14 protein-coding genes and 1 pseudogene are annotated in these 19,362 nt (G+C 73.0%); 6 read left to right on the top strand and 9 right to left on the bottom strand.

Features of this window, described 5'->3' with window-relative positions; translation table 11 throughout:
• The 3 genes and pseudogenes from SRB5_RS26490 to SRB5_RS26480 form a co-directional block, all read right to left on the bottom strand.
• Positions 1-359: pseudogene (locus tag SRB5_RS26490) on the bottom strand (hypothetical protein); the annotation flags it as partial.
• Positions 360-416: 57 nt separating this feature from the next.
• Positions 417-989: a hypothetical protein gene (locus SRB5_RS26485; protein ID WP_153455938.1), complete on the bottom strand. Its 573-nt coding sequence runs from the start codon at positions 987-989 to the stop codon at positions 417-419.
• Positions 990-1,050: 61 nt separating this feature from the next.
• Complete coding sequence (locus SRB5_RS26480; protein WP_153455937.1) at positions 1,051-2,217, bottom strand: SpoIIE family protein phosphatase; 1,167 nt, start codon at positions 2,215-2,217, stop codon at positions 1,051-1,053.
• Positions 2,218-2,340: 123 nt separating this feature from the next.
• On the opposite strand from SRB5_RS26480, the gene SRB5_RS26475 reads away from it, so the two are divergent.
• A complete protein-coding gene (locus SRB5_RS26475) occupies positions 2,341-3,570 on the top strand; it encodes a GNAT family N-acetyltransferase (protein ID WP_153455936.1) in 1,230 nt (409 codons plus the stop codon).
• Here the strand turns inward: SRB5_RS26475 and SRB5_RS26470 are convergent.
• Genes SRB5_RS26470 through SRB5_RS26460 form a run of 3 tightly spaced genes read right to left on the bottom strand, consistent with a single transcriptional unit; the run spans position 3,567 to position 5,488 of the window.
• Entirely contained in the window at positions 3,567-4,376 is an 810-nt protein-coding gene (locus tag SRB5_RS26470; protein ID WP_153455935.1) for an Fpg/Nei family DNA glycosylase, read from the bottom strand. The two genes, SRB5_RS26475 and SRB5_RS26470, sit on opposite strands and share 4 nt — an antisense overlap.
• Position 4,377: 1 nt before the next feature.
• Positions 4,378-4,866 (bottom strand): ribose-5-phosphate isomerase, encoded by a 489-nt coding sequence (locus SRB5_RS26465; protein ID WP_153455934.1) that lies wholly within the window; start codon positions 4,864-4,866, stop codon positions 4,378-4,380.
• Positions 4,867-4,900: 34 nt separating this feature from the next.
• Positions 4,901-5,488 carry a biotin transporter BioY gene (locus SRB5_RS26460; RefSeq protein ID WP_153455933.1) on the bottom strand — a complete coding sequence of 196 codons (588 nt, stop codon included), beginning with the start codon at positions 5,486-5,488 and terminating at the stop codon, positions 4,901-4,903.
• A 312-nt stretch (positions 5,489-5,800) separates the two neighbouring features.
• Between SRB5_RS26460 and pepN the strand changes: the two genes are divergently transcribed.
• A complete protein-coding gene (pepN, locus tag SRB5_RS26455; protein ID WP_323378511.1) occupies positions 5,801-8,383 on the top strand; it encodes an aminopeptidase N in 2,583 nt (860 codons plus the stop codon).
• Positions 8,384-8,530: 147 nt separating this feature from the next.
• Here the strand turns inward: pepN and SRB5_RS26450 are convergent, their stop codons facing one another.
• The gene (locus tag SRB5_RS26450) at positions 8,531-9,727 is read right to left on the bottom strand and encodes an acyltransferase family protein (protein ID WP_323378510.1); all 1,197 of its coding nucleotides are present in this window, start codon (positions 9,725-9,727) and stop codon (positions 8,531-8,533) included.
• A 529-nt stretch (positions 9,728-10,256) separates the two neighbouring features.
• On the opposite strand from SRB5_RS26450, the gene SRB5_RS26445 reads away from it, so the two are divergent.
• Together SRB5_RS26445 and SRB5_RS26440 are read left to right on the top strand one after the other, a co-directional pair.
• Positions 10,257-10,451 carry a hypothetical protein gene (locus tag SRB5_RS26445; protein WP_323378509.1) on the top strand — a complete coding sequence of 65 codons (195 nt, stop codon included), beginning with the start codon at positions 10,257-10,259 and terminating at the stop codon, positions 10,449-10,451.
• 334 nt (positions 10,452-10,785) lie between these two features.
• Complete coding sequence (locus SRB5_RS26440) at positions 10,786-11,811, top strand: hypothetical protein (protein ID WP_153455931.1); 1,026 nt, start codon at positions 10,786-10,788, stop codon at positions 11,809-11,811.
• A 34-nt stretch (positions 11,812-11,845) separates the two neighbouring features.
• On the opposite strand, the gene SRB5_RS26435 is transcribed toward SRB5_RS26440, so the two are convergent.
• Positions 11,846-13,579, bottom strand: coding sequence for a TIGR03767 family metallophosphoesterase (locus SRB5_RS26435; RefSeq protein ID WP_153455930.1), 1,734 nt, complete (start codon positions 13,577-13,579; stop codon positions 11,846-11,848).
• 426 nt (positions 13,580-14,005) lie between these two features.
• On the opposite strand from SRB5_RS26435, the gene SRB5_RS26430 reads away from it, so the two are divergent.
• The gene (locus SRB5_RS26430) at positions 14,006-17,302 is read left to right on the top strand and encodes a S8 family serine peptidase (RefSeq protein ID WP_153455929.1); all 3,297 of its coding nucleotides are present in this window, start codon (positions 14,006-14,008) and stop codon (positions 17,300-17,302) included.
• A gap of 58 nt (positions 17,303-17,360) precedes the next feature.
• On the opposite strand, the gene SRB5_RS26425 is transcribed toward SRB5_RS26430, so the two are convergent.
• Entirely contained in the window at positions 17,361-17,861 is a 501-nt protein-coding gene (locus SRB5_RS26425; RefSeq protein WP_153455928.1) for a DUF1203 domain-containing protein, read from the bottom strand.
• Positions 17,862-18,061: 200 nt separating this feature from the next.
• On the opposite strand from SRB5_RS26425, the gene SRB5_RS26420 reads away from it, so the two are divergent.
• On the top strand, positions 18,062-19,360 hold the full coding sequence (locus SRB5_RS26420) for an RNA polymerase subunit sigma-70 (protein ID WP_153455927.1): 1,299 nt from the start codon (positions 18,062-18,064) through the stop codon (positions 19,358-19,360).
• Positions 19,361-19,362: the final 2 nt, after the last annotated feature.

The following is a 19,362-nucleotide window of genomic DNA, read 5'->3' as shown; positions in this document are numbered from 1 at the left end:
GTGGGTGAGGGGAGGGAGGGGGGTGGGACCGAGGGGTCGGGGGTTGCGGTGGTGCGGGTGTCGTCCGTCGTGAGGTGGGCGACGGTGGCCCCGGCCGCGATCAGCGCCGTGAGGGCGGCTGCCGCCAGCGCCGCGCGCGTCAGGTGGCGGCGGGTGCGGGGGTGGGCCGGCCCGGGGGCCGGCGGGCGTATCTCCACGACCACCGACGGGCGGGGGTCCGAGGGGGACGGGACCTCCTCGAAGCGCTCCACGTCCGACGCCAGATCCGCCCCTGGGGCCGGGTCCCGGGGACAGCGACACGGCCAGAGGCCGTCCGCGGAGTACGGGACGCCGCAGGCCGGGCAGTTGTACGTCGTCATGACGGGGCCCTTCGGAATGGGGGGTGTCCCGGCCGCCGCTACCCGTTCCCCGGCGTCCTACACCTCCCCTGACGCCAACTTCGCTTGCGCGGCCGGGGGGTCACCCCCCGGCAACCGCAGCACCGCCCGCCCCGGCAGCCTCAGCTTCACCCGGTCGCCGACGGCCGCGTGGGCCGAGCGCAGCGCCACGGTGCCGGGGGTGAGGGCGGACAGGTCGCCCGTACGGACGTCGAGGTCGAGCACCGAGGGGAGCCCGGTGACCGTGGACACGCCCTGGGCTGAGGACGGTTGCGGCCAGCGGTCGCCCGCCCCGCTGACCAGGGTGAGCACCGAGGTCCGCAGGACGCCGACGGACGCCGTGACGCCATCGGCGGAGGCGGCCCGTACGGCTGCCGTCGCGGGCAGCCCGGCGGGGGACGTGACGACGTGGTCCGGCAGCTGACGGTCCATGGCCCGCGATTCACTCGTATGCATGAACACGAGCGTCGAGGTGAACGCCGTCGCCAGCACGATCGGCGTCAGCGCGGACGCCGGCCGGCGGGCGTTGGTACGGGAGTTGGCCGCCGCCGGCGTCGCCGCCGCGCTCCCGACGGCGTCCCGGACGGCATCCGCGAGCTCGCCGGCGGACACCCCGCCCGCCGTGGCCGGCGAGCTCGACGGCGTCCCCGTCCGGGAACCACACCCCGGGGGGTCATCCCCCGGACTTTCCGTCCCGGGAGATCAGCAGCAGCGCCCGGTCGTCCCGTACGTCCTTGGCGACCGCCTCGATCAGATGCCAGGCCGCGCCCCGGAAGCTGGACGCCACATAGCGGTCCGCCTCCCCCGTCAGCCGGTCCATGCCGTCCGACAGATCGCGGTCCGGGCCCTCGACGAGGCCGTCGGTGAACAGCATCAGCACGTCCCCCGGCCGCAGCGTCCCCTTCACGGCGTCGAACTGCGCCCCCTCCAGCACACCCAGCACCGCGCCCTCCGCCGTCTTCTCCTCCCACCGCCCGGTGCCGGCGGACAGCTGCAGCCCCGGGACGTGGCCGGCGGACAGCAGCTCGTAGTCACCGGACTCCAGGTCGAGCACCAGATGGACGGAGGTCGCGAAGCCCTCCTCCCATTCCTGGCGCAAGAGGTAGCCGTTGGCGGCGGGCAGGAAGTCGTGCGGGGGGAGCGAGCCGAGCAGCCCCCCGAAGGCCCCCGACAGCAGCAGCGCGCGGGACCCCGCGGCCATCCCCTTGCCGGAGACGTCCGTCAGCACCGCCTCCAGCACCTGCCCCCCGTGTGTGCGGGCGGCCACCACGAAGTCGCCGGAGAACGACTGCCCCCCGGCCGGCCGCAGCGACATCTCCGCGTGCCAGCCGCGCGGCAGCCGGGGCAGCTTGCTCTGCACGCGGATCCGCTCGCGCAGGTCAAAGAGCATCGTCCCGCCGCGCCGCCACGGCACCCCGACGCGCTGCCGGAACTGGGCGATGACCAGCCCCGTCAGCCCCACGGCGGCGACCACCAGCACCGTCCCGGGCGTCACCCGGGCGGGGCCCTCGGGGTACGGGCCGAGGGCCAGGGCCTCGACGATCAGCGCCGACGCGGACGCCCCGTACAGGGCGAGGAGGCTGGCCGGGCGCAGGAACAGGCCGCCCAGCACGATGGGCAGGACCAGGGCCGAGGGGGAGATCCACTCGGGGAGGGCGATCGTGCCCCAGGCGAGGGCCGGGACGGAGAGCAGGAGGGCGCCGAGGGCGAGCCAGTCGGAGCCCTCGCCGCGGAAGTAGTCGACGGCGGAGCGGCGCATGCTGACGCGGACCCGGTGCAGCGACTTCCGCCACCGTGCCCTGGGGGTACTCCCCCTGCCCGCCCTGCCTCCACCCGCCATCCCCGGGACCCTATCCACCCGGACGGCCGCACGTCGATCCGCTGGCGCGTTACCGTCTCCGCTGCCGAAAGGGTAAGCGAAAGTCGGTCGCTTGTCGGTGAAACCGCTGCTAGGGATGGGAGTATGACGATTGAACTACGGAAGATCGAAGCAGCGCAGTGGGAGTCCTGGTTCAGCCGGGTGGAGCTCGCGTTCGGGGGCATCCGGGAGAACGCCGAGGAACGCGCCTTCTGGGCGGAACGCAATGAACCGGACCGTACGGTCGCCGCGTACGACGGCGAGCTGATCGTCGGCGCCGCGGGGGCGTACTCGTTCCGGATGTCGGTGCCCGGCGGCGGCGTGGTGCCGGTCGCGGGCGTCACCTGTGTGGGAGTGGTGCCCACCCACCGCCGGCGGGGGGTGCTGCGGGCGATGATGCGCCGGCAGCTGGACGACGTGCGCGGGCGCGGGGAGGCGCTGGCGGTGCTGCTGGCGTCGGAGCCGACGATCTACGGGCGGTTCGGGTACGGGCTCGGGGCACAGGAGTTCCGGGTGGAGATCGACACCCCCCGGGTGGGGCTGCGGATGCCGGCGGGGGCGGAGCGGATCCGGCTGGTTCTGGCCGGTGTCGAGGAGTCCCTGGCCGACTGCGAGGGGATCTACGCCCGCCAGGTGGCCGCCCGGCCCGGGATGCTCGAGCGGCGCCCCGGCTGGGAGCGCAAGCCGGTGCTGGACGACCCCGCGGAGCGCGAGGGGGCGTCGCCGCTGATGTGCGTGCAGGCCTTCGACGGCGACGACCTGGTGGGGTACGCGCGCTACGCGGTCGCCCCGCACTGGACGCCGGACGGGCCCGACGGGACGGTCGTGGTGCGGGACGTGGACGCGCTCGGCCCGGCGGCGTACGCGGCGCTGTGGCGGTACCTCTTCGACATCGACCTGACGACCCGGGTGACCAGCCGGGGCCGTCCGGTGGACGATCCGCTGCTCCATCTGGTCACGGACCTCCGCCGCTGCCGTCCGCGGCTGCGGGACGCGCTGTACGTGCGGATCGTGGACACCGCCGCCGCCCTGGCCGCCCGGACGTACGCGGCGCCGGTACGGGTGGTGCTGGAGGTACGGGACGAGTTCTGCCCCTGGAACGAGGGACGCTGGCTGCTGTCGGGGGACGCGGGCGGCGCGGACTGCAAGCGCACGGAGGAGCCGGCGGACCTGGTGCTGTCGTCCAGGGAGCTGGGCGCCACGTATCTCGGCGGTACGTCACTGGCGGCGCTGGCGGGCGCGGGCCTGGTGACGGAGCTGCGCCCGGGTGCCCTGGCGGAGGCGTCGACGGCGTTCGGCAGCCCCGTGGCCCCCTGGGTCCCGCACGGGTTCTAACGGGGCTGGCACCCCGGGCACCAGAAGAGGTTGCGGCCGACGAGTTCCGCCGTGCCGACGGGGCCGCCGCAGACGTGGCAGGCCATCGACGCGCGGCGGTACACGTACACCTCGCCGCCGTGGTCGTCGACGCGCGGCGGGCGGCCCATGGCCTCCGGGAGGTGTTCGGGGCGGACGGTGTCGATCCGGCCGAGGCGGACGCCCTCGCGCATCAGGGCGACCAGGTCGGCCCAGATCGCGTCCCATTCGGCGCGGGTGACGTCGCGGCCGGCGCGGTACGGGTCGATGCCGTGCCGGAAGAGGACCTCGGCGCGGTAGACGTTGCCGACGCCGGAGACGATCTTCTGGTCCATGAGCAGCGCGGCGATCGGCGTACGGCTGCGGGAGACCCGCGCCCAGGCCGCCTCGCCGTCGTCGGCGCTCCGCAGGGGGTCGTCGCCGAGGCGGGCGTGGATCGCGTCCTTCTCGGCGTCGGTGATCAGCTCGCAGGCCGTGGGCCCGCGCAGATCGGCGTACCCGGCGCCGGTCAGCACCCGCAGCCGGACCTGGCCGACGGGCGCCGGCGCGGGGCCGTCGCCGAAGGCGACCTTGCCGTACAGGCCGAGGTGGACGTGCACCCAGCCGACGGCGGCGAAGCCCAGGAAGAGATGCTTGCCGTGCGCCTCGGTGCCCGTCATGCGCGTCCCGTCCAGGAGCGCGGCGCCGTCGGCGAACTTGCCCTGCGGGCTGGCCGCGCGCACCGCGCGTCCGCCGAAGCGGATGCCGTACTCGGCGGCCAGCCGGTGGACGATGTGCCCCTCGGGCATCTCAGTCCTGCTGGGGGTGGTGCGCGGGGATCGCGGGGAGCTCGCCGGTGCGCTCGTAGTCGCTGAGCATGTCGATGCGCCGCTGGTGGCGCTCCTCGGCGGAGAACGGGGTGTTCAGGAACACCTCGACGAACGACACCGCCTCGTCCTCGGAGTGCATCCGGCCGCCGATGCTGATGACGTTGGCGTCGTTGTGCGTACGGCCCAGCTCGGCCGTCTCCTTCGACCAGGCGAGGATCGCCCGGACGCCGCGCACCTTGTTGGCGGCGATCTGCTCGCCGTTGCCGGAACCGCCGATCACGACGCCGAGGGAGCCGGCGTCGGCGGCGGTCCGCTCGGCGGCACGCAGGCAGAACGGCGGGTAGTCGTCGACCGCGTCGTAGATGTGCGGCCCGCAGTCGACCGGCTCATGGCCGTGGGCCTTGAGCCAGTCGACGAGGTGGTTCTTCAGTTCGAATCCGGCATGGTCGCTGCCGAGGTACACGCGCATGGGCACGAGTGTGGCATGCCGGGGCGGGCGGGGCTCAGCCGCGGTGGCCGAGCAGCTTCCACGCGGCGGGCAGCAGCCCCATGGCCAGGGCGGCCTTCAGCGCGTCGCCCAGGAGGAACGGAGTGAGGCCGGCGGCGAGCGCCGCGGAGGCCGACAGGTCCAGGGAGAGGGCGAGGTACGGGACGCCGACCGCGTAGATGATCGCGCTGCCCAGGACCATCGTGCCCGCCGTACGCCACACGTCACGGTCGCCGCCGCGCCGGGCGAGCGCGCCGACGGCGGTCGCGGCGAGCAGCATGCCCAGGACGTAGCCGAAGGACGGGATGCCGAAGGAGCCCGAGGTGGCGCCGGCGAACCACGGCATTCCGGCCATTCCGGCCAGCGCGTAGAGGAGCAGCGAGGCGAACGCCCGCCCCGTGCCCAGCGAGGCGCCCACCAGCAGCGCGGCGAACGTCTGTCCGGTGACCGGCACGGGCGAGCCCGGGACCGGCACGGACAGCTGGGCGGCCAGGCCGGTCAGCGCGGCGCCGCCGGCGACGAGGGCGACGTCCCGGACCCGGGCGCCGGGCAGCAGGTCGGCCAGGGTGGACGGGGTCCGCGGGGCCAGAACGGCGGTGGTCATCGGCGGCTCGCTTTCTCGGAGGATCCAGTGACGGCGGGGACGCTGCGACCCTAACTCCGGACCTCGCCCCCTGCCTTGGTCGGAGGGCGACAAACGTATGGCGGCCGGGTTGTGCTTTTCTACCCCGCGTGGCCCACATCACCCCAGGTCACGTGAGGTGCGTCACGCCGGGCGCGGCGCGCCGGAGCTGTGGGGTCCCCATAAATCCGGAGCCGTTTCGGCGGTGATCGTCCGCGGCGGGTATTCCCCGCGACCGGGGAAGGGGTGCGTGACATGATTCCCGCGTATGTCCACTGACGAAGGAGTCGGCCCGTGCCCGGTGACAACCTGACCCGTGAGGAAGCCCAGGAGCGGGCCCGCCTGCTGTCCGTGGATTCGTACGAGGTCGAGCTGGATCTGCGCACCGCGACCGCCCCGCTGCCCCAGCCGTTCCGCTCGGTGACCACGATCCGCTTCCGCTGCGCGGAGCCCGGCGCCGCCACCTTCGCGGACCTCATCGCCCCGTCCGTGCAGGCGGTCACGCTCAACGGGCGCGACCTGGACCCGGCCGACGTGTTCGACGGCACCCGGATCCGGCTCGACGACCTCGCCGCGGAGAACGAGCTGACGGTCGACGCGAGCTGCGCCTTCAGCCGCACCGGCGAGGGCATGCACCGCTTCGAGGACCCCGAGGACGGGGAGATCTACCTCTACACCCAGTACGAGCCGGCCGACGCCCGCCGGGTGTTCGCCAACTTCGAGCAGCCGGACCTGAAGGCCCCGTTCACCTTCACCGTGACCGCGCCCGACCACTGGCTGGTGCTGAGCAACGGCGTCCAGACCGGCCCCGTCGAGCGGCACCACGACGCGTCGGGGACCTGGCGGTTCGCGACCACCAAGCCGATCGCGACGTACATCACCTCGGTGCTGGCGGGCCCGTACCACAGCGTCAACGACCGCTACAGCCGTACGTTCGACGACGGGCGGACGCTGGAGATCACGCTGGGCGCGCAGTGCCGCAAGTCCCTGGCCCGGTACTTCGACGCGGACGCGGTCTTCACGGTCACCAAGCAGGGGCTGGACTTCTTCCACGACCACTTCGACTACCCGTACCCCTGGGGCAAGTACGACCAGGCGTTCGTCCCGGAGTACAACCTGGGCGCGATGGAGAACCCCGGGCTGGTCACCTTCCGCGAGGAGTACATCTACCGGGGGAAGGTCACGCGCGCCTCGTACCAGCGGCGGGCGAACACCATCCTGCACGAGATGGCGCACATGTGGTTCGGCGACCTCGTCACCATGGAGTGGTGGGACGACCTGTGGCTCAAGGAGTCGTTCGCCGACTTCATGGGCGCGTTCGCGCTGGCCGAGGCCACGCAGTACACCGAGTCGTGGATCACGTTCGCCAATCTGCGCAAGGCCTGGGCGTACCGCGCGGACCAGCTGCCGACGACGCATCCGATCACGGCCGACATCCGTGATCTGCAGGACGCGAAGCTGAACTTCGACGGGATCACGTACGCCAAGGGCGCCTCGGTGCTCAAGCAGCTGGTGGCGTACGTGGGGCGCGACGCGTTCCTGGAGGGCGCGCGGAGGTACTTCAAGCGGCACGCGTTCGGCAACACGCGCCTGGCCGACCTGCTCGCCGTACTCGAGGAGGTGTCGGGGCGGGACATGCACGCCTGGTCCCGCGCCTGGCTCCAGACGGCCGGCGTCAACACGCTGACGCCGCAGGTCACGTATGACGCCGGGGACCGGATCACGGAGCTGGCGGTGCTCCAGGAGGCGTCCGCGTCGCATCCGGAGCTGCGCCCGCACCGGGTGGCGGTCGGGCTCTACCGGCGGCAGGACGCGGACGGGCTGCTCGTCCGGTACGCGCGGGCCGAGGTCGACGTCACGGGGGCGCGGACGGTCGTCAAGGAGCTGGCGGGGCAGGAGCGGGCGGATCTGGTCCTGGTCAACGACGACGACCTCACGTTCTGCAAGATCCGGTTCGACGAGCGTTCGCTGGAGACCCTGCGCGGTCATCTGGGCGAGCTGACGGATCCGCTGGCCCGGGCGCTGTGCTGGTCCGCGGTGTGGAACCTGACACGGGACGGGGTGCTGCCGGCGCGGGACTTCGTACAGTTCGTCGTCGACTTCGCCGGGAGCGAGTCGGACATCGGCGTGGTGCAGAACCTGCACGCGCAGGCCCGGCTGACGCTCGACCACTACAGCGCGCCGGCGAACCGGGCCGAGGGCGAGCGGGTGCTGGCGGAGGCGGCGCTGCGGGAGCTGCGGTCGGCGGAGCCGGGGAGCGGGCATCAGCTGGCGTGGGCGCGATTCTTCGCCTCGGTGGCGTCGGGGCCGTCGGACCTGCAGCTGCTGGGGCAGCTGCTCGACGGGCACGCGTCGATGGACGGGCTGGAGGTCGACCAGGAGCTGCGGTGGGCGTTCCTGCTGCCGCTGGCGGCGCAGGGGGTCGCCGGCGAGGAGCGGATCGCCCGGGAGCTGGAGCGGGACAACACGGCGTCGGGGCAGCGGCATTCGGTGCGCTGCCTCGCGGCACGGCCGTCGGCGGCGGTGAAGGCCGGGGCGTGGGCGTCGGTGGTGGAGTCCGACGCGCTGTCGAACGCCATCGTGGAGGCGACGATCGCGGGGTTCGAGCAGGCGGGGCAGCGGGAGTTGCTGGCGCCGTACGCCTCGAAGTACTTCGCCGCCATCGAGGGGATCTGGCGGGAGCGGTCGATCGAGATCGGGATGGCTGTCGTACGGGGCTTCTATCCCGGGCTGCAGGATTCCGCGGAGACGGTGGCGGCGACCGACGCGTGGCTGGCCGGGCATGAGTCGGCCGCGCCGGCGCTGCGGCGGCTGGTGCTCGAGGCCCGGGACGATCTCGTCCGGAGCCTGGCCGCGCAGGAGTGCGACGGGCGGTAGGTGTCCGGGGCCCCCGCGGCTGCGGTTGCGCTGCTGCGGGGGCTTCGCCCCCGGACCCCCTTTTTTCGGCGCTGCGCGCCTCGTCCTCAGACGCCGCATCGCCCCGGAGCGAAGGCGGAGGGAGCGCAACCGCACCCGACGACGCGACTAGGCGATGGGAGGGCTGTATGTGGTGCCTCTGCGCTTTTGGCCCGCGGTAGGCGGACTTTGAGGGGGCGCCTTACGCTCTTCTCTCGCGCCTGCACCCCGGAACGCCCACTCCAGCCGCGGCTCCACCGCCCACCCGAACACCCGCCGTACCGGCGTCGTGCACAGGGCCGCCGTGCCCGCCGCCGCCACCGCCGTGACCACCAGCGGGCCCAGCGGGGTGTCCATCCACGGGGTGTCGTACCAGCCCCAGTAGCGGGCGCCCTTCGCCAGGAAGCCGTGGAGGAGGTAGGCGTAGAGCGTGCCTGTGCCCAGGGTGGTGTACCAGGTGCGGTGGTGGGGCACCCAGGCCAGGAAGGCCGCCGTGAGGAGCAGCGCCGCCGTGAACAGGGCCAGGGTCATGGGGGCGCCCGTCCACCAGGGGGCGTGCAGGTCCCTGGCCGTGTCGCGGTGGTAGAGCCAGGCCGTCGTGACGCGGGGGATCGCCCAGTACGCGGCCAGCAGGGCCGTTGCCGCCACGGGCAGGGCGAGGAGGCGGCAGCGGGGGTTGCGCAGGGCCTCGAAGTGGTGGGGCTTCAGCGTCAGGCCCAGGACGAAGAACGGGAGGAACTGCAGGATCCGTTGCAGGTCCAGCTCGGGGCCCACCTCGGGGCTCATCGTCGCCAGCACCGCGATCAGCAGCGCCACCGGTACGGGCCAGCGCACCGCGCGCCACAGGGGTGTCGTCAGCCGCCAGACGAACAGGGCGAGCAGGAACCAGGTGAGGAACCAGGGGTCCAGCGGGGTGAACGGTTCGTCGGGGTCGTTCTCCAGGTAGCGGCGGAAGAGGGTGTAGACCGTCTCGAAGATCAGGTACGGCACCAGCACGCCCGTGATCAGGCGGCGGATCTTGCCGCGGCCGGCGTCGAAGCCGCGCGACATGTAGCCGGACACGACGATGAACGCCGGCATGTGGAAGGCGTACACGAAGGCGTAGAGCGCGCACACCACACGGCTGTCGAAGCGGATCGGCTCCCAGGCGTGGCCGACGCCGACCAGGATCACGGCGAGGAACTTCGCGTTGTCGAAGAACGGGTCGCGGGCGGTGCGCGCCGGGGCGGGGGGCGGCGCCGGACGCGGTGGACGGTCTTCGACCGCGGTTACGCCCGGGGCTGAATTTCGCTGGGTCGGGGAAGCGTTCCGGGAGGAGTTCGTCACGCGCGGCTCCGCACGGGACGGTGAATTGCGGTGTGGAACATCTGTCGCACCATAGTGCCCGTGCGTCACTCCCGTACATGACGAACTCGCGCGTTGTGTCGATTTCCACAAAACGGCAGACGGAATGCGCGGCGAAGATGGGTTTCGGGCCGATGGCGTGGGTAGTTCAGCCCTATTTCTGCAGAATAATTAGGACATAACACCCGTAGGCGTCCCACGCGATATGTCTGACTATTCACTCGATCAATGGAGTCGGAAGGACGCCGCGGACGGTCACCCTCCGCCCTTCCGCCGTAATTCTGGAATCACCCGCGCATCTCACCGGAGACGACCACCTCGATATGCCGCGGGAATTCGCTCCCGCGGCGGACTCCAGTCACCCGCCCGACGGTTCGCCGGGGCCCGGCGGGCGGTCCGCGGAGATTTCCACGGCGAGGCTTCAACCGGGGCCACTTGGTGGCACGATGGACGTGGCGGGACGTGCGGGCGGCGCGTTCCGGGCTACTCACGAACGAGGGGTGACGGACACGTGGTTATCTCGCTGTCCCTGGTGCTGCTGTTCGCGATCATCACTGTCGTGCTGATACGGGGCGGCTCGCTGAAGCCGGGTCCCGGCGTCGTCGCGGTCCTGTTCGGCTTCTTCCTGGCCCAGACCACGGCCCAGGACGACATCAACCATTTCCTCACCCAGATCTCGGACACGATCAGCTCGATCGGCACCTAGGGCCTGTCCGGAGTTCCCCGTCTGCGCCCCGACGCCCGGCACGCACTCTCGCCGCACGGCGGACCAGGACAGGTGGCTCCGCCACATGACCTGGTCCGCCGCACGCCGAGAGCACGCACCGAACGCCGCGACGCCCGCGCTCCGCGCGGACGACGGGGAACTCCGGACAGGACCTGGATCCCGGCGCTCGTCACGGACCGGAGCCGCGCGGCTCCGGTCGGAGTGCCGCCTACTCGGCAGTCGAACGCCTGCGCTTTAGTACGAGCTTGTCCGTGTTTGCCGACAGCTGTGTAACAGCGGTTATCCCCCGCCCCGGCGGTGGAATCCCCCCGCCATGAACCACAACACCCCCCTGAGTCACCGTCCCCTCAGCCGGCTGTCCGCCGCCCAGCAGGTGCTCACCGCGCGCCAACTCCGCGGCCACGGCGTCACGTCGGCCGCCGCCGCGCGGCGCTGCCGGCCCGGCGGCCCGTGGCAGCAGCTGCTCCCCGGCGTGTATCTACTGCACTCCGGCCCGCCCACCGGCCGGGAACGGCTGCTCTCCGCCCTGCTGTTCGCGGGCCGCACCGCCGACTCCGTCCCGCCGCAGCCGGAGGAGACCGGCTCGTACGGCGACGCCATGGTCACCGGGCTGGCCGCGCTCGCCCTGCACGGCTTCACCTGCGCCCCGCCGCTGCCCGCCCTCGAGCGGATCGACGTCCTGCTCCCCCGCACCCGGCGGCTGCGCTCCAGCGGCCACGCCCGCCTCGTCAAGGCGGCCGCCCTGCCGCGCGCCGACCAGGTCGGCGGGCTGCCCGTGGCGCCCGTGCCGCGGGCGCTGGCGGATGCCGTGGCGCAGCTGACCGACGCCGCCGTGGTGGGGCGGCTGCTCACGGAGGCGGTGCGCGGCGGGCACTGCGAGGCGGCGGGCGTGGTGCGGGAGCTGACCCGCCAGCGGCTGCTGACCCGGCCGTACGTGGCGGACGCCGTGGACACGCTGATCGCCGAGGGGCGCGGGCGGGCCGAGGACCGGCTGTACCGGATGGTCGCGGAGTACGCCCTGCCGGACCCCCTGTGGTTCGTGGAGCTGCGGCTGCCGGGCGGCCCCCGGCTGGGCGGTGTGGACGCGTACTGGCCGGATCACGGGGTGGCCGTCGAGTTGGACTGCCGCGCCGCCGGGCAGGACACGTACGAGGCCGAGCGGTGGGCCGAGCAGGTGCGCCGGCGTGAGTCCCTGGAGCAGCTGGGGATCGCCGTGGTGCAGCTGACGCCCCGTGAGCTGCGGGACGGGCTGGAGGAGCCGGCGGAGCGGGTCCGGGCGGTGCTGGCCGGGTCCGCGGAGCTCGAGCCCTCGGCGTACGTCGTGGTCCTGCCCCGCTGACGGACGGTGTCCGGCCGACGCCGACGCCGCCGGACTACCGCTTGCGCAGGAGCAGTTCCGTGTTGCGGTCCCGCGCCTCCCCCTCCGCCGGCACCTTCCGCGGCAGCGAGGGCGCGTTGAACGCCAGCTCCCGGTAGAGGGACGCCAGGCCCTGTGGGGAGAGGTCGTCGTACGCCGTCTCGTGGGGTGCCGCGGCCTCGATCAGCGTGGTGTGCAGGGAGAGCGTGCCGTCGCCGTTGTCCGTCAGCTCGAGCAGCCGCGCCAGCTGCGGGAAGTCCACGTGGGAGGCGGTGTTGACCTCCCAGAAGGTGCCGTGCGAGGTGATGGCGTTGCGGTGGCTGTGGCCGTTGACCCAGGCGACGACGCACCGGTGCCGGCCCAGCAGCGTGACGAGCTCCGCGGCCCCGTGCCGGCGTTCGCCGGGGCGGGCGGGGTCGGGGGCGAGGTTGTCCATGCTGGTACTGGTGTGGTGGCTGAAGACGATGACGTGGTCGTCCGCGTACGTCGTCAGCGACCGCTCCAGCCACTCGAGCTGGGCGGTGCCGAGCGAGCCCTCGTAGTGGCCGGCCGGGTGGTTGGAGTCCAGGGAGATCCCGACGACGGTGGGGCTGATGCGGAACGTGTAGTAGAGGGTGCCCTCGGCCTCGTTGCGTTCGGTGTAGCCGTGTCCGTGCGGGCCGGCGCCGGCGAAGCGGGGCGAGCGGTGGGCGCGGATGTACTCCTCGCGGCTGTACGGGGCGCGGCGTTCGTCGGCGGTGACGTTGCGCATGGTGCGGGCATGCGAGGCGAGGAGGGCGTCGATCCCGGCGCCGGGGATGTCGCGGCCCTTGCGTACGCCGCGCCACAGGTACTCCGCCTGCGCGGCCGGGAGGGTCTCCAGCTTGCGGTCGCCGGTGGCGAACTCCGCGAAGCGGCCGTGCGGGCGGAAGCAGCCGCCGGGCAGGACGTCGTGGTTGCCGGGCGTGGAGTACCACGGCAGCCGCAGTCCGGGGCTCGGGACGGGGCGGACGGCGGCCGCGAGGAAGCCGGGGATCCGCGGGAAGCCGAGCTTCTTGTCGTTGTCGGTACGGGCCGACTCGGGCTGCCAGTACAGGTCGAGGCCGCTGTTCTGGACGCCCTCGTACGACAGGGGGTCGCCGCTGTTCGGGGTGACGGTGCCGCCGGTCATCAGCGTCAGGTACCACTCCAGCTCCAGCCGGGAGTGGTTGTCGGTGTTGTCGCCGGTGGTGATCGCGAATTGCAGCGGGGCGCCGGTGACGGGGCCGCCGGGCAGGGCGTTGATCCGCTCCAGGAGGGCGATGTTGCCCTGGACGGTCAGGGCCTCCTGCGGACGCCAGGCGGTAACGATCCCGGCCCGCAGGTACTCGAACCGCAGCGGGTGCTGGACGTCCTGCACATGCTGGTCGGTGAGCTGGACGAACGACGCGAGGGTGGTGCGGCGGTCGGCGCGGCCCTTCTGCGCCGGGGCCTGGTCGTCGCGTACGACGTACTCCCAGGACGGTCCCGGCCGCAGCCGCCGGTAGCCGGAGCCGCCGCGCGGCACGCTCACCGACCAGGCCGTGGTGCCCTCCGGCGTGGGAACGGCCGGCGGCCGGCCCGGTCCCGCGCCCGCGGGCAGCCGCCCGGGGTGTCCCCCGACGACGGCCGGGGCGCCCGGCCGGTCCCGCGCCGGGCTCAGGGTGAGTCCGAGTCCCGCCGCGGCGCCCGCCGCGCCCAGTACGCCGGAGGCCGCCAGCAGTGAGCGCCGCCCGATCGGAAGGCCGTCCATCGATGTGCTCCCCGGTGCGTCCACAAACCGGAGCGGGCCGTCCGCTCCTCTCGCAGGGAGCTTCGGCAGCGGGAATGACCTGCGACTTAACACCGGCCGAACGGGCGCGGCCGAATCGGGCACATGGATCATCGCGGTAGCGAACGGACACCGGACCGCCCGCCCGCCGACCGGGCACGCTCATCCGCCGTTCACCGGACGGGGCAGGGGCGACGGCGCCAGGGTCCAACGCGTGGCGGATACCCGCCATTTGCACTTCTGCCAGCCGCAACCCTCCTCAAGCAGGGGTCCCGTACGGCACATTGTCGGACAGTCGGATCCGTATGCCGACCACCTACCTCGTACACCCGGTCCGCCCGCGCGCACGCGCCCAACCGCGCGCGGCCCGGCCAGAACGCGATCGGTCCGATCGCAGAGGGGGGACCCATGTCTCTTCCACGTCCGACCGGAGGCGCCCGGCGCGCCGTCCGGATAGCCCTGGCGGCCGGACTGGTGGCGGCGCTGTCCGCCACCGGCACCAGCGCCGTCTCGGCCGCCGACGATCCCGCGGCTTCCGGCCCCGGGCCCGCCGCCCCCAAGTCCGCCGCCGACAAGCTCGGCGAGCACGACGCCCAGACCCTCGCCGAGGCCAAGGCGGCGAAGGAGAAGTTCGTCACCCTGATGGTGGCGACCAAGGAGGGTGACACCGAGCAGGCCGCCGCGACGCTCGACGCCATCAGCGGCGGCTCCGTCGGCAAGGTGAACGACAAGCTCGGCTACGTCCGCGCCACCGTCCCCACCAAGCAGGCCGACGCCGCGATCAGCAGGGCGGCCAAGCTCTCCTCGGTGTACGGCATCGACCTGAACGAGGAGATCAAGCTGCCGGACCCGCGCCCCGACGGCGCGCGCCACGGCTCCTCCCCCGCCGCCGGTGAGTACCCCGGCCCGGACGCGAGCACCCCGGCGAAGAACCCGTACCAGCCGGCGTTCGAGACCGGCGCGGTCGACTTCGTGAAGCAGAACCCGAAGGCCGACGGCCGCGGGATCACCATCGGCATCCTGGACTCCGGCGTCGACCTGGCGCACCCGGCGCTGCAGAAGACCACCACCGGCGAGCGCAAGATCGTCGACTGGGTGACGGCCACCGACCCGCTGGTCGACGGCGACGGCACCTGGCGCGCCATGCTCACCGCGGTCAGCGGCCCCAGCTTCACGTACCAGAACCGGACCTGGACGGCGCCCGCGGGCTCGTACAAGGTCAACCGGATCCTGGAGTCCGCCACCGCCGGCGGCGACATGGCCGGCGACCTGAACCGTGACGGCGACACGACCGACTGGTGGGGCGTGCTGTACGACCCGGCCACCGGGGCCGTGCGCGTCGACCTGAACAACAACGGCGACTTCACCGACGACACCGCGATGAAGGCGTACAAGGACGGGTACCAGATCGGCTACTTCGGTACCGACGACCCGGCCACCGCCATCGCCGAGCGCATCCCGTTCGTCGTGGAGGCCCGCAAGGACGTGCCGCTGGACCCGCTGGGCGGCGACTACGAGGGCCAGAAGGCCGACTTCGTCAGCATCGGCGTGCCGCAGAGCGAGCACGCCACCCACGTCGCCGGCATCACCTCCGCCAACGGGCTGTTCGGCGGGAAGATGAACGGCGCCGCGCCCGGCGCGAAGATCGTCTCGTCCCGTGCCTGCTCCTGGGGCGGCGGCTGCACGGCCGTCGCGCTCACCGAGGGCATGACGGACCTGGTGGTCAACCGGGGCGTCGACGTCGTCAACATGTCGATCGGCGGTCTGCCGCAGCTCAACGACGGCAACAACGCCCGCTCCATGCTCTACACCCGGCTGATCGACGAGTACGGCGTCCAGCTGGTGATCTCCGCGGGCAACTCCGGCGCCGGCGCCAACACCATCGGCGACCCGGGTCTGGCGGACAAGGTCCTCGCGGTCGGCGCGGCCATCTCCAAGGAGACCTGGGCGGCGAACTACGGCTCCGCCGTGACGCGTTCGTACAACATGATGCCGTTCTCCTCACGCGGCCCGCGTGAGGACGGCGGCTTCAAGCCGGACATCTCCGCCCCCGGCGCCTCCATCAACACCACCCCGACCTGGCTGCCCGGCTCCCCGGTCGGCGAGGCCGGCTACTCGCTGCCCCCGGGCTACAGCATGCTCCAGGGCACGTCGATGGCCTCCCCGCAGGCGGCCGGCGCGTCGGCGCTGCTGCTGTCCGCGGCGAAGCAGAAGCACGTGGACCTCACCCCGGTGCGCCTGCGCACCGCGCTGACCAGCACGGCGAAGCACATTCCCGGCGAGCAGGTGTACGAGGAGGGCGCGGGCCTCATCGACATCGTCAAGGCCTGGGACCTGATCCGGGCCGGCGCCACGGCGTACGACTACACCGTCAAGGCCCCGGTGAACACCGGTCTGTCGGCGTACCTGAAGACCCCGGGCTTCGGCACCGGTCTGTACGACCGGGAGGCGGGCCCCGCGGCCGGCACGTCCAAGTGGTACGACGTCACCGTCACCCGCACCTCCGGCCCGGCCGGCGCGACCCTGCACCGGCTGAGCTGGCGCGGCAACGACGGCACGTTCCTGTTCACCGGCCCCGAGCTGGTGCGCCTGCCGCTGAACCAGGCCGTCACCGTCAAGGTGAAGGCGTCGCCGCGCTCCTCCGGTATCCACACCGCCGCGCTGCGGGTGGACAACCTGGCCACGGTCGGCGTCGACCACCAGATCATGACGACGGTCGTCACGCCCAAGGCCCAGCAGGCTCCCGCGTACTCCGTGAACGAGTCGGGCACGGTCGAGCGCAACGACCCGAAGTCGTACTTCGTGACCGTCCCCGAGGGCGCCAAGGCCCTCGAGGTGTCGCTGGGCGGCCTGGCGAACGGCAGCCAGACCCGGTTCATCGCCATCGACCCGTGGGGCATCCCGAACGACGACACCTCCACCACCGCGTGCTACCCGAACTACACCCCGGCCGGCACCTGCCGCCCGGACGTGCGGTCGTACGCGAACCCGATCCCGGGCGTGTGGGAGATCGAGGTCGAGGCACGGCGTACGTCGCCGCGGCTCGACAACCCGTACCGGCTGACCGCGACCGCGCTGGGTACGTCCTTCGACCCCGAGGTCAAGACGATCGACGAGGCGAAGGTCGGCACGCCGACGCCGGTGCAGTGGCAGGTCACCAACGGCTTCGGGCCGGTGACGGGCAAGCTGCGCGGCGGTTCGCTCGGCTCGTCGAAGACGGAGCGGCCGACGATCGCCAACCTCGAGTCGCAGACCAGCGAGATCGTCGTCGGTGCGGGTGTCGAGCGGCTCGACGTCGCCATCGGCAACGTCTCCGACCCGGCGGCCGACCTGGACCTGGTGCTGCTGCTGAACGGCAAGGCCGTCGCGCAGTCCGCGGACGGTGACTCGGAGGAGGCCGTGACGCTGCTGAACCCGGCGGCCGGCACCTACACCGTCGAGGTCGACGGCTACTCGGTGCCGTCGGGCAGCACGGAGTACGACTACCGGGACGTGTTCTACGCGCCGTACCTGGGCTCCGTGTCCGTGGACGACGCGCAGGTCGTCACGCTGCCGAACGGCGCGACCGCGGTGGTCGACGCCTCGGTGACCGTGGGCGCCCCGGCTCCCGAGGGCCGGGCGTTCTTCGGCCAGGTCGACCTGCTCAACGAGCACGGCACGGTGACCGGTTCGGGGAGCGTCGCGATCGGGACGGTCGTTCCGTAACCCTGCGGTACGCCACCGGGCGGGGCGGGTGCCTTCGGGCGTCCGCCCCGCTTTTCCGTTACGGGCGGGGGACCGCGAAGTGGAAGCAGCCGTACTCCACCGCGCGGACGTGGACCTGGGTCACGGCGGGGTCGGCGAAGGCCTCGTCCAGAGCGCGGTCGAAAGCACCGGCCGCGTCGTCGGGGACCTCCAGCAGCCGGCCGCCGGCGATGTGTCCGCGGGCGTCGTAGCGGCGCAGGACGCGCAGGGCGCCGGGCCGCGTCCAGGGGTAGCCGGTGCCCTCCGGTCCCGGGCAGTCGGCGGCGTGGACGAAGACGGGGCCCTGTTCGTCGTACGCGCCGGGGTCGGCGCCGTTTCGCCGCGCCCAGCGACGCAGGGGGGCGTAGCTGACGAGGGCGACCTCCTCGCCTTCGCCGATCCCCCGGAGACAGCATCTGAGGGGTGATCCGGCGTCGTCGGCGGTCGCGGTGAAGGGGCGGGCGGGGCGGTTGGCGTCGTCGGTGTGGCGGAGCTGCTTCAGGACGTCGGGGTGGATGGGCTGGGGGCGGTAGGTCGTCATGGGTCGAGTGTGGTGCGGTGGGGTGGGGATGGCTGGCGGGAATCCGACGTGGCGTTGGGGTGTGGGCGGACGGTTCGCCGGCCGGCTGGGGGTCCGGGGGTTATCCCCCGGGAAAAACAGTCGACGTGGCGTTTGGTTGCCCCAGGGGTCCCGATGGTGGTTCCGTGAACGCCGTACGCCGTCCATCACCCGGGGGTCCCATGTCCGACGAACGGTGCCAGACCTGCGGCGGGCCGCTGCCGGACGGGGTGGGGAGCCGGGCCGTGTACTGCTCGCCCGCGTGCCGGCAGAAGGCGTACCGGGAGCGGCGGTCCGCGTCCGCCGGGACCGTCGACGACCTCATCGCCGACGTCGGCGCCCGCGCCGGACGGCTCACCCCCCGGCCGCCCGCCGCGCTGTACGACGAGGTGGCGGGCCTCGCGGCGGCCGTGGCCCGGCTGCGGCGCGTGGCCCGTACGGCCGCGGACGCGGCGCCGGCGACACGTACACCGGCACCGGCGAAACCCCGGGAGACCCCGGCCGAGATCCCCGCCGCCCTCGAGGACGAGGCCGAGTTCGCCGCCCTCATGGAGCGCCACCGCGCCGAACTCCGCCGCCACTGCTACCGGATGACCGGCTCCTACGACGAGTCCGAGGACCTCGTGCAGGAGGTCTTCCTCCGCGCCTGGCGCTCCCGCGACGGCTACGAGGGCCGCGCGAGCCTGCGCACCTGGCTCCACCACGTCGCCACCAACGCCTGCCTCGACCACCTCCGCGCGGTCTCCCGCCGCCCCACCACGTACGAGCCGATCCCGGGCATGGACCACGGCGGCGCCGAACCCCCGTCCCGGGTCGCCTGGCTGCAGCCCTACCCGGAGGACGACGAGCCCGAGGCCGTCGCCGAGCACCGCGAGACGATGGAGCTCGTCTTCCTCACCGCCCTCCAGCAGCTGCCGCCCCGGCAGCGGGCCGCGCTGATCCTGCGCGACGTGCTGGAGCTCCCCGCCGCCGACACCGCCGGCCTGCTCGGGACGAGCGTCGCCTCCGTGAACAGCGCCCTGCAGCGCGCCCGCCCTGTGGTCCGCGAGCATCTGCCGCGCCGGCGCGCGGACTGGGCGCCGGTGAGCGGGCCGACGCCCGGGGAACGGGAGGTGCTGCGGCGGTACATGGAGCTGGCGCAGGCCCGCGACGCGGACGCGATGGCCGGGCTGCTGGCCGAGGACATCCGGCTGACGATGCCCCCGAACCCGTTCTGGTTCACCGACCGGGACGCGGTCCTGCGCTTCCTGCGCCCGTCCCTGGACCCGGCGTCCCCCATGTACTTCGGGGAGTGGCGGCATCTGCCCACCACGGCCAACGGCCACCCGGCGGCCGGGGGTTACGTCCGGCGCCCGGGCACCGGCATCTACCGGGCCCAGGTGCTGGACGTACTGCGGGTGGAGGAGGGGCGGATCGCCGAGATCACCTCGTTCGAGCCGCACCTCTTCCCCGCGTTCGGCCTCCCCCTCGTCCTGCGCTGACG

Source organism: Streptomyces smaragdinus, from assembly GCF_009604385.1.
GTDB classification, from domain to species: domain Bacteria; phylum Actinomycetota; class Actinomycetes; order Streptomycetales; family Streptomycetaceae; genus Streptomyces; species Streptomyces smaragdinus.
The sequence above is the reverse complement of the archived record's forward strand: the minus strand, read 5'-3'. Positions and strand labels throughout refer to the sequence as shown.

What these genes read in the sequence shown, in the direction of transcription:
- SRB5_RS26480 (WP_153455937.1), bottom strand. Translation starts at nt 2,217, where the DNA reads ATGGCGGGTGGAGGCAGGGCGGGCAGGGGGAGTACCCCCAGGGCACGG.
- SRB5_RS26475 (WP_153455936.1), top strand. Translation starts at nt 2,341, where the DNA reads ATGACGATTGAACTACGGAAGATCGAAGCAGCGCAGTGGGAGTCCTGG.
- SRB5_RS26470 (WP_153455935.1), bottom strand. Translation starts at nt 4,376, where the DNA reads ATGCCCGAGGGGCACATCGTCCACCGGCTGGCCGCCGAGTACGGCATC.
- SRB5_RS26465 (WP_153455934.1), bottom strand. Translation starts at nt 4,866, where the DNA reads ATGCGCGTGTACCTCGGCAGCGACCATGCCGGATTCGAACTGAAGAAC.
- SRB5_RS26460 (WP_153455933.1), bottom strand. Translation starts at nt 5,488, where the DNA reads ATGACCACCGCCGTTCTGGCCCCGCGGACCCCGTCCACCCTGGCCGAC.
- SRB5_RS26440 (WP_153455931.1), top strand. Translation starts at nt 10,786, where the DNA reads ATGAACCACAACACCCCCCTGAGTCACCGTCCCCTCAGCCGGCTGTCC.
- SRB5_RS26435 (WP_153455930.1), bottom strand. Translation starts at nt 13,579, where the DNA reads ATGGACGGCCTTCCGATCGGGCGGCGCTCACTGCTGGCGGCCTCCGGC.
- SRB5_RS26430 (WP_153455929.1), top strand. Translation starts at nt 14,006, where the DNA reads ATGTCTCTTCCACGTCCGACCGGAGGCGCCCGGCGCGCCGTCCGGATA.
- SRB5_RS26425 (WP_153455928.1), bottom strand. Translation starts at nt 17,861, where the DNA reads ATGACGACCTACCGCCCCCAGCCCATCCACCCCGACGTCCTGAAGCAG.
- SRB5_RS26420 (WP_153455927.1), top strand. Translation starts at nt 18,062, where the DNA reads ATGTCCGACGAACGGTGCCAGACCTGCGGCGGGCCGCTGCCGGACGGG.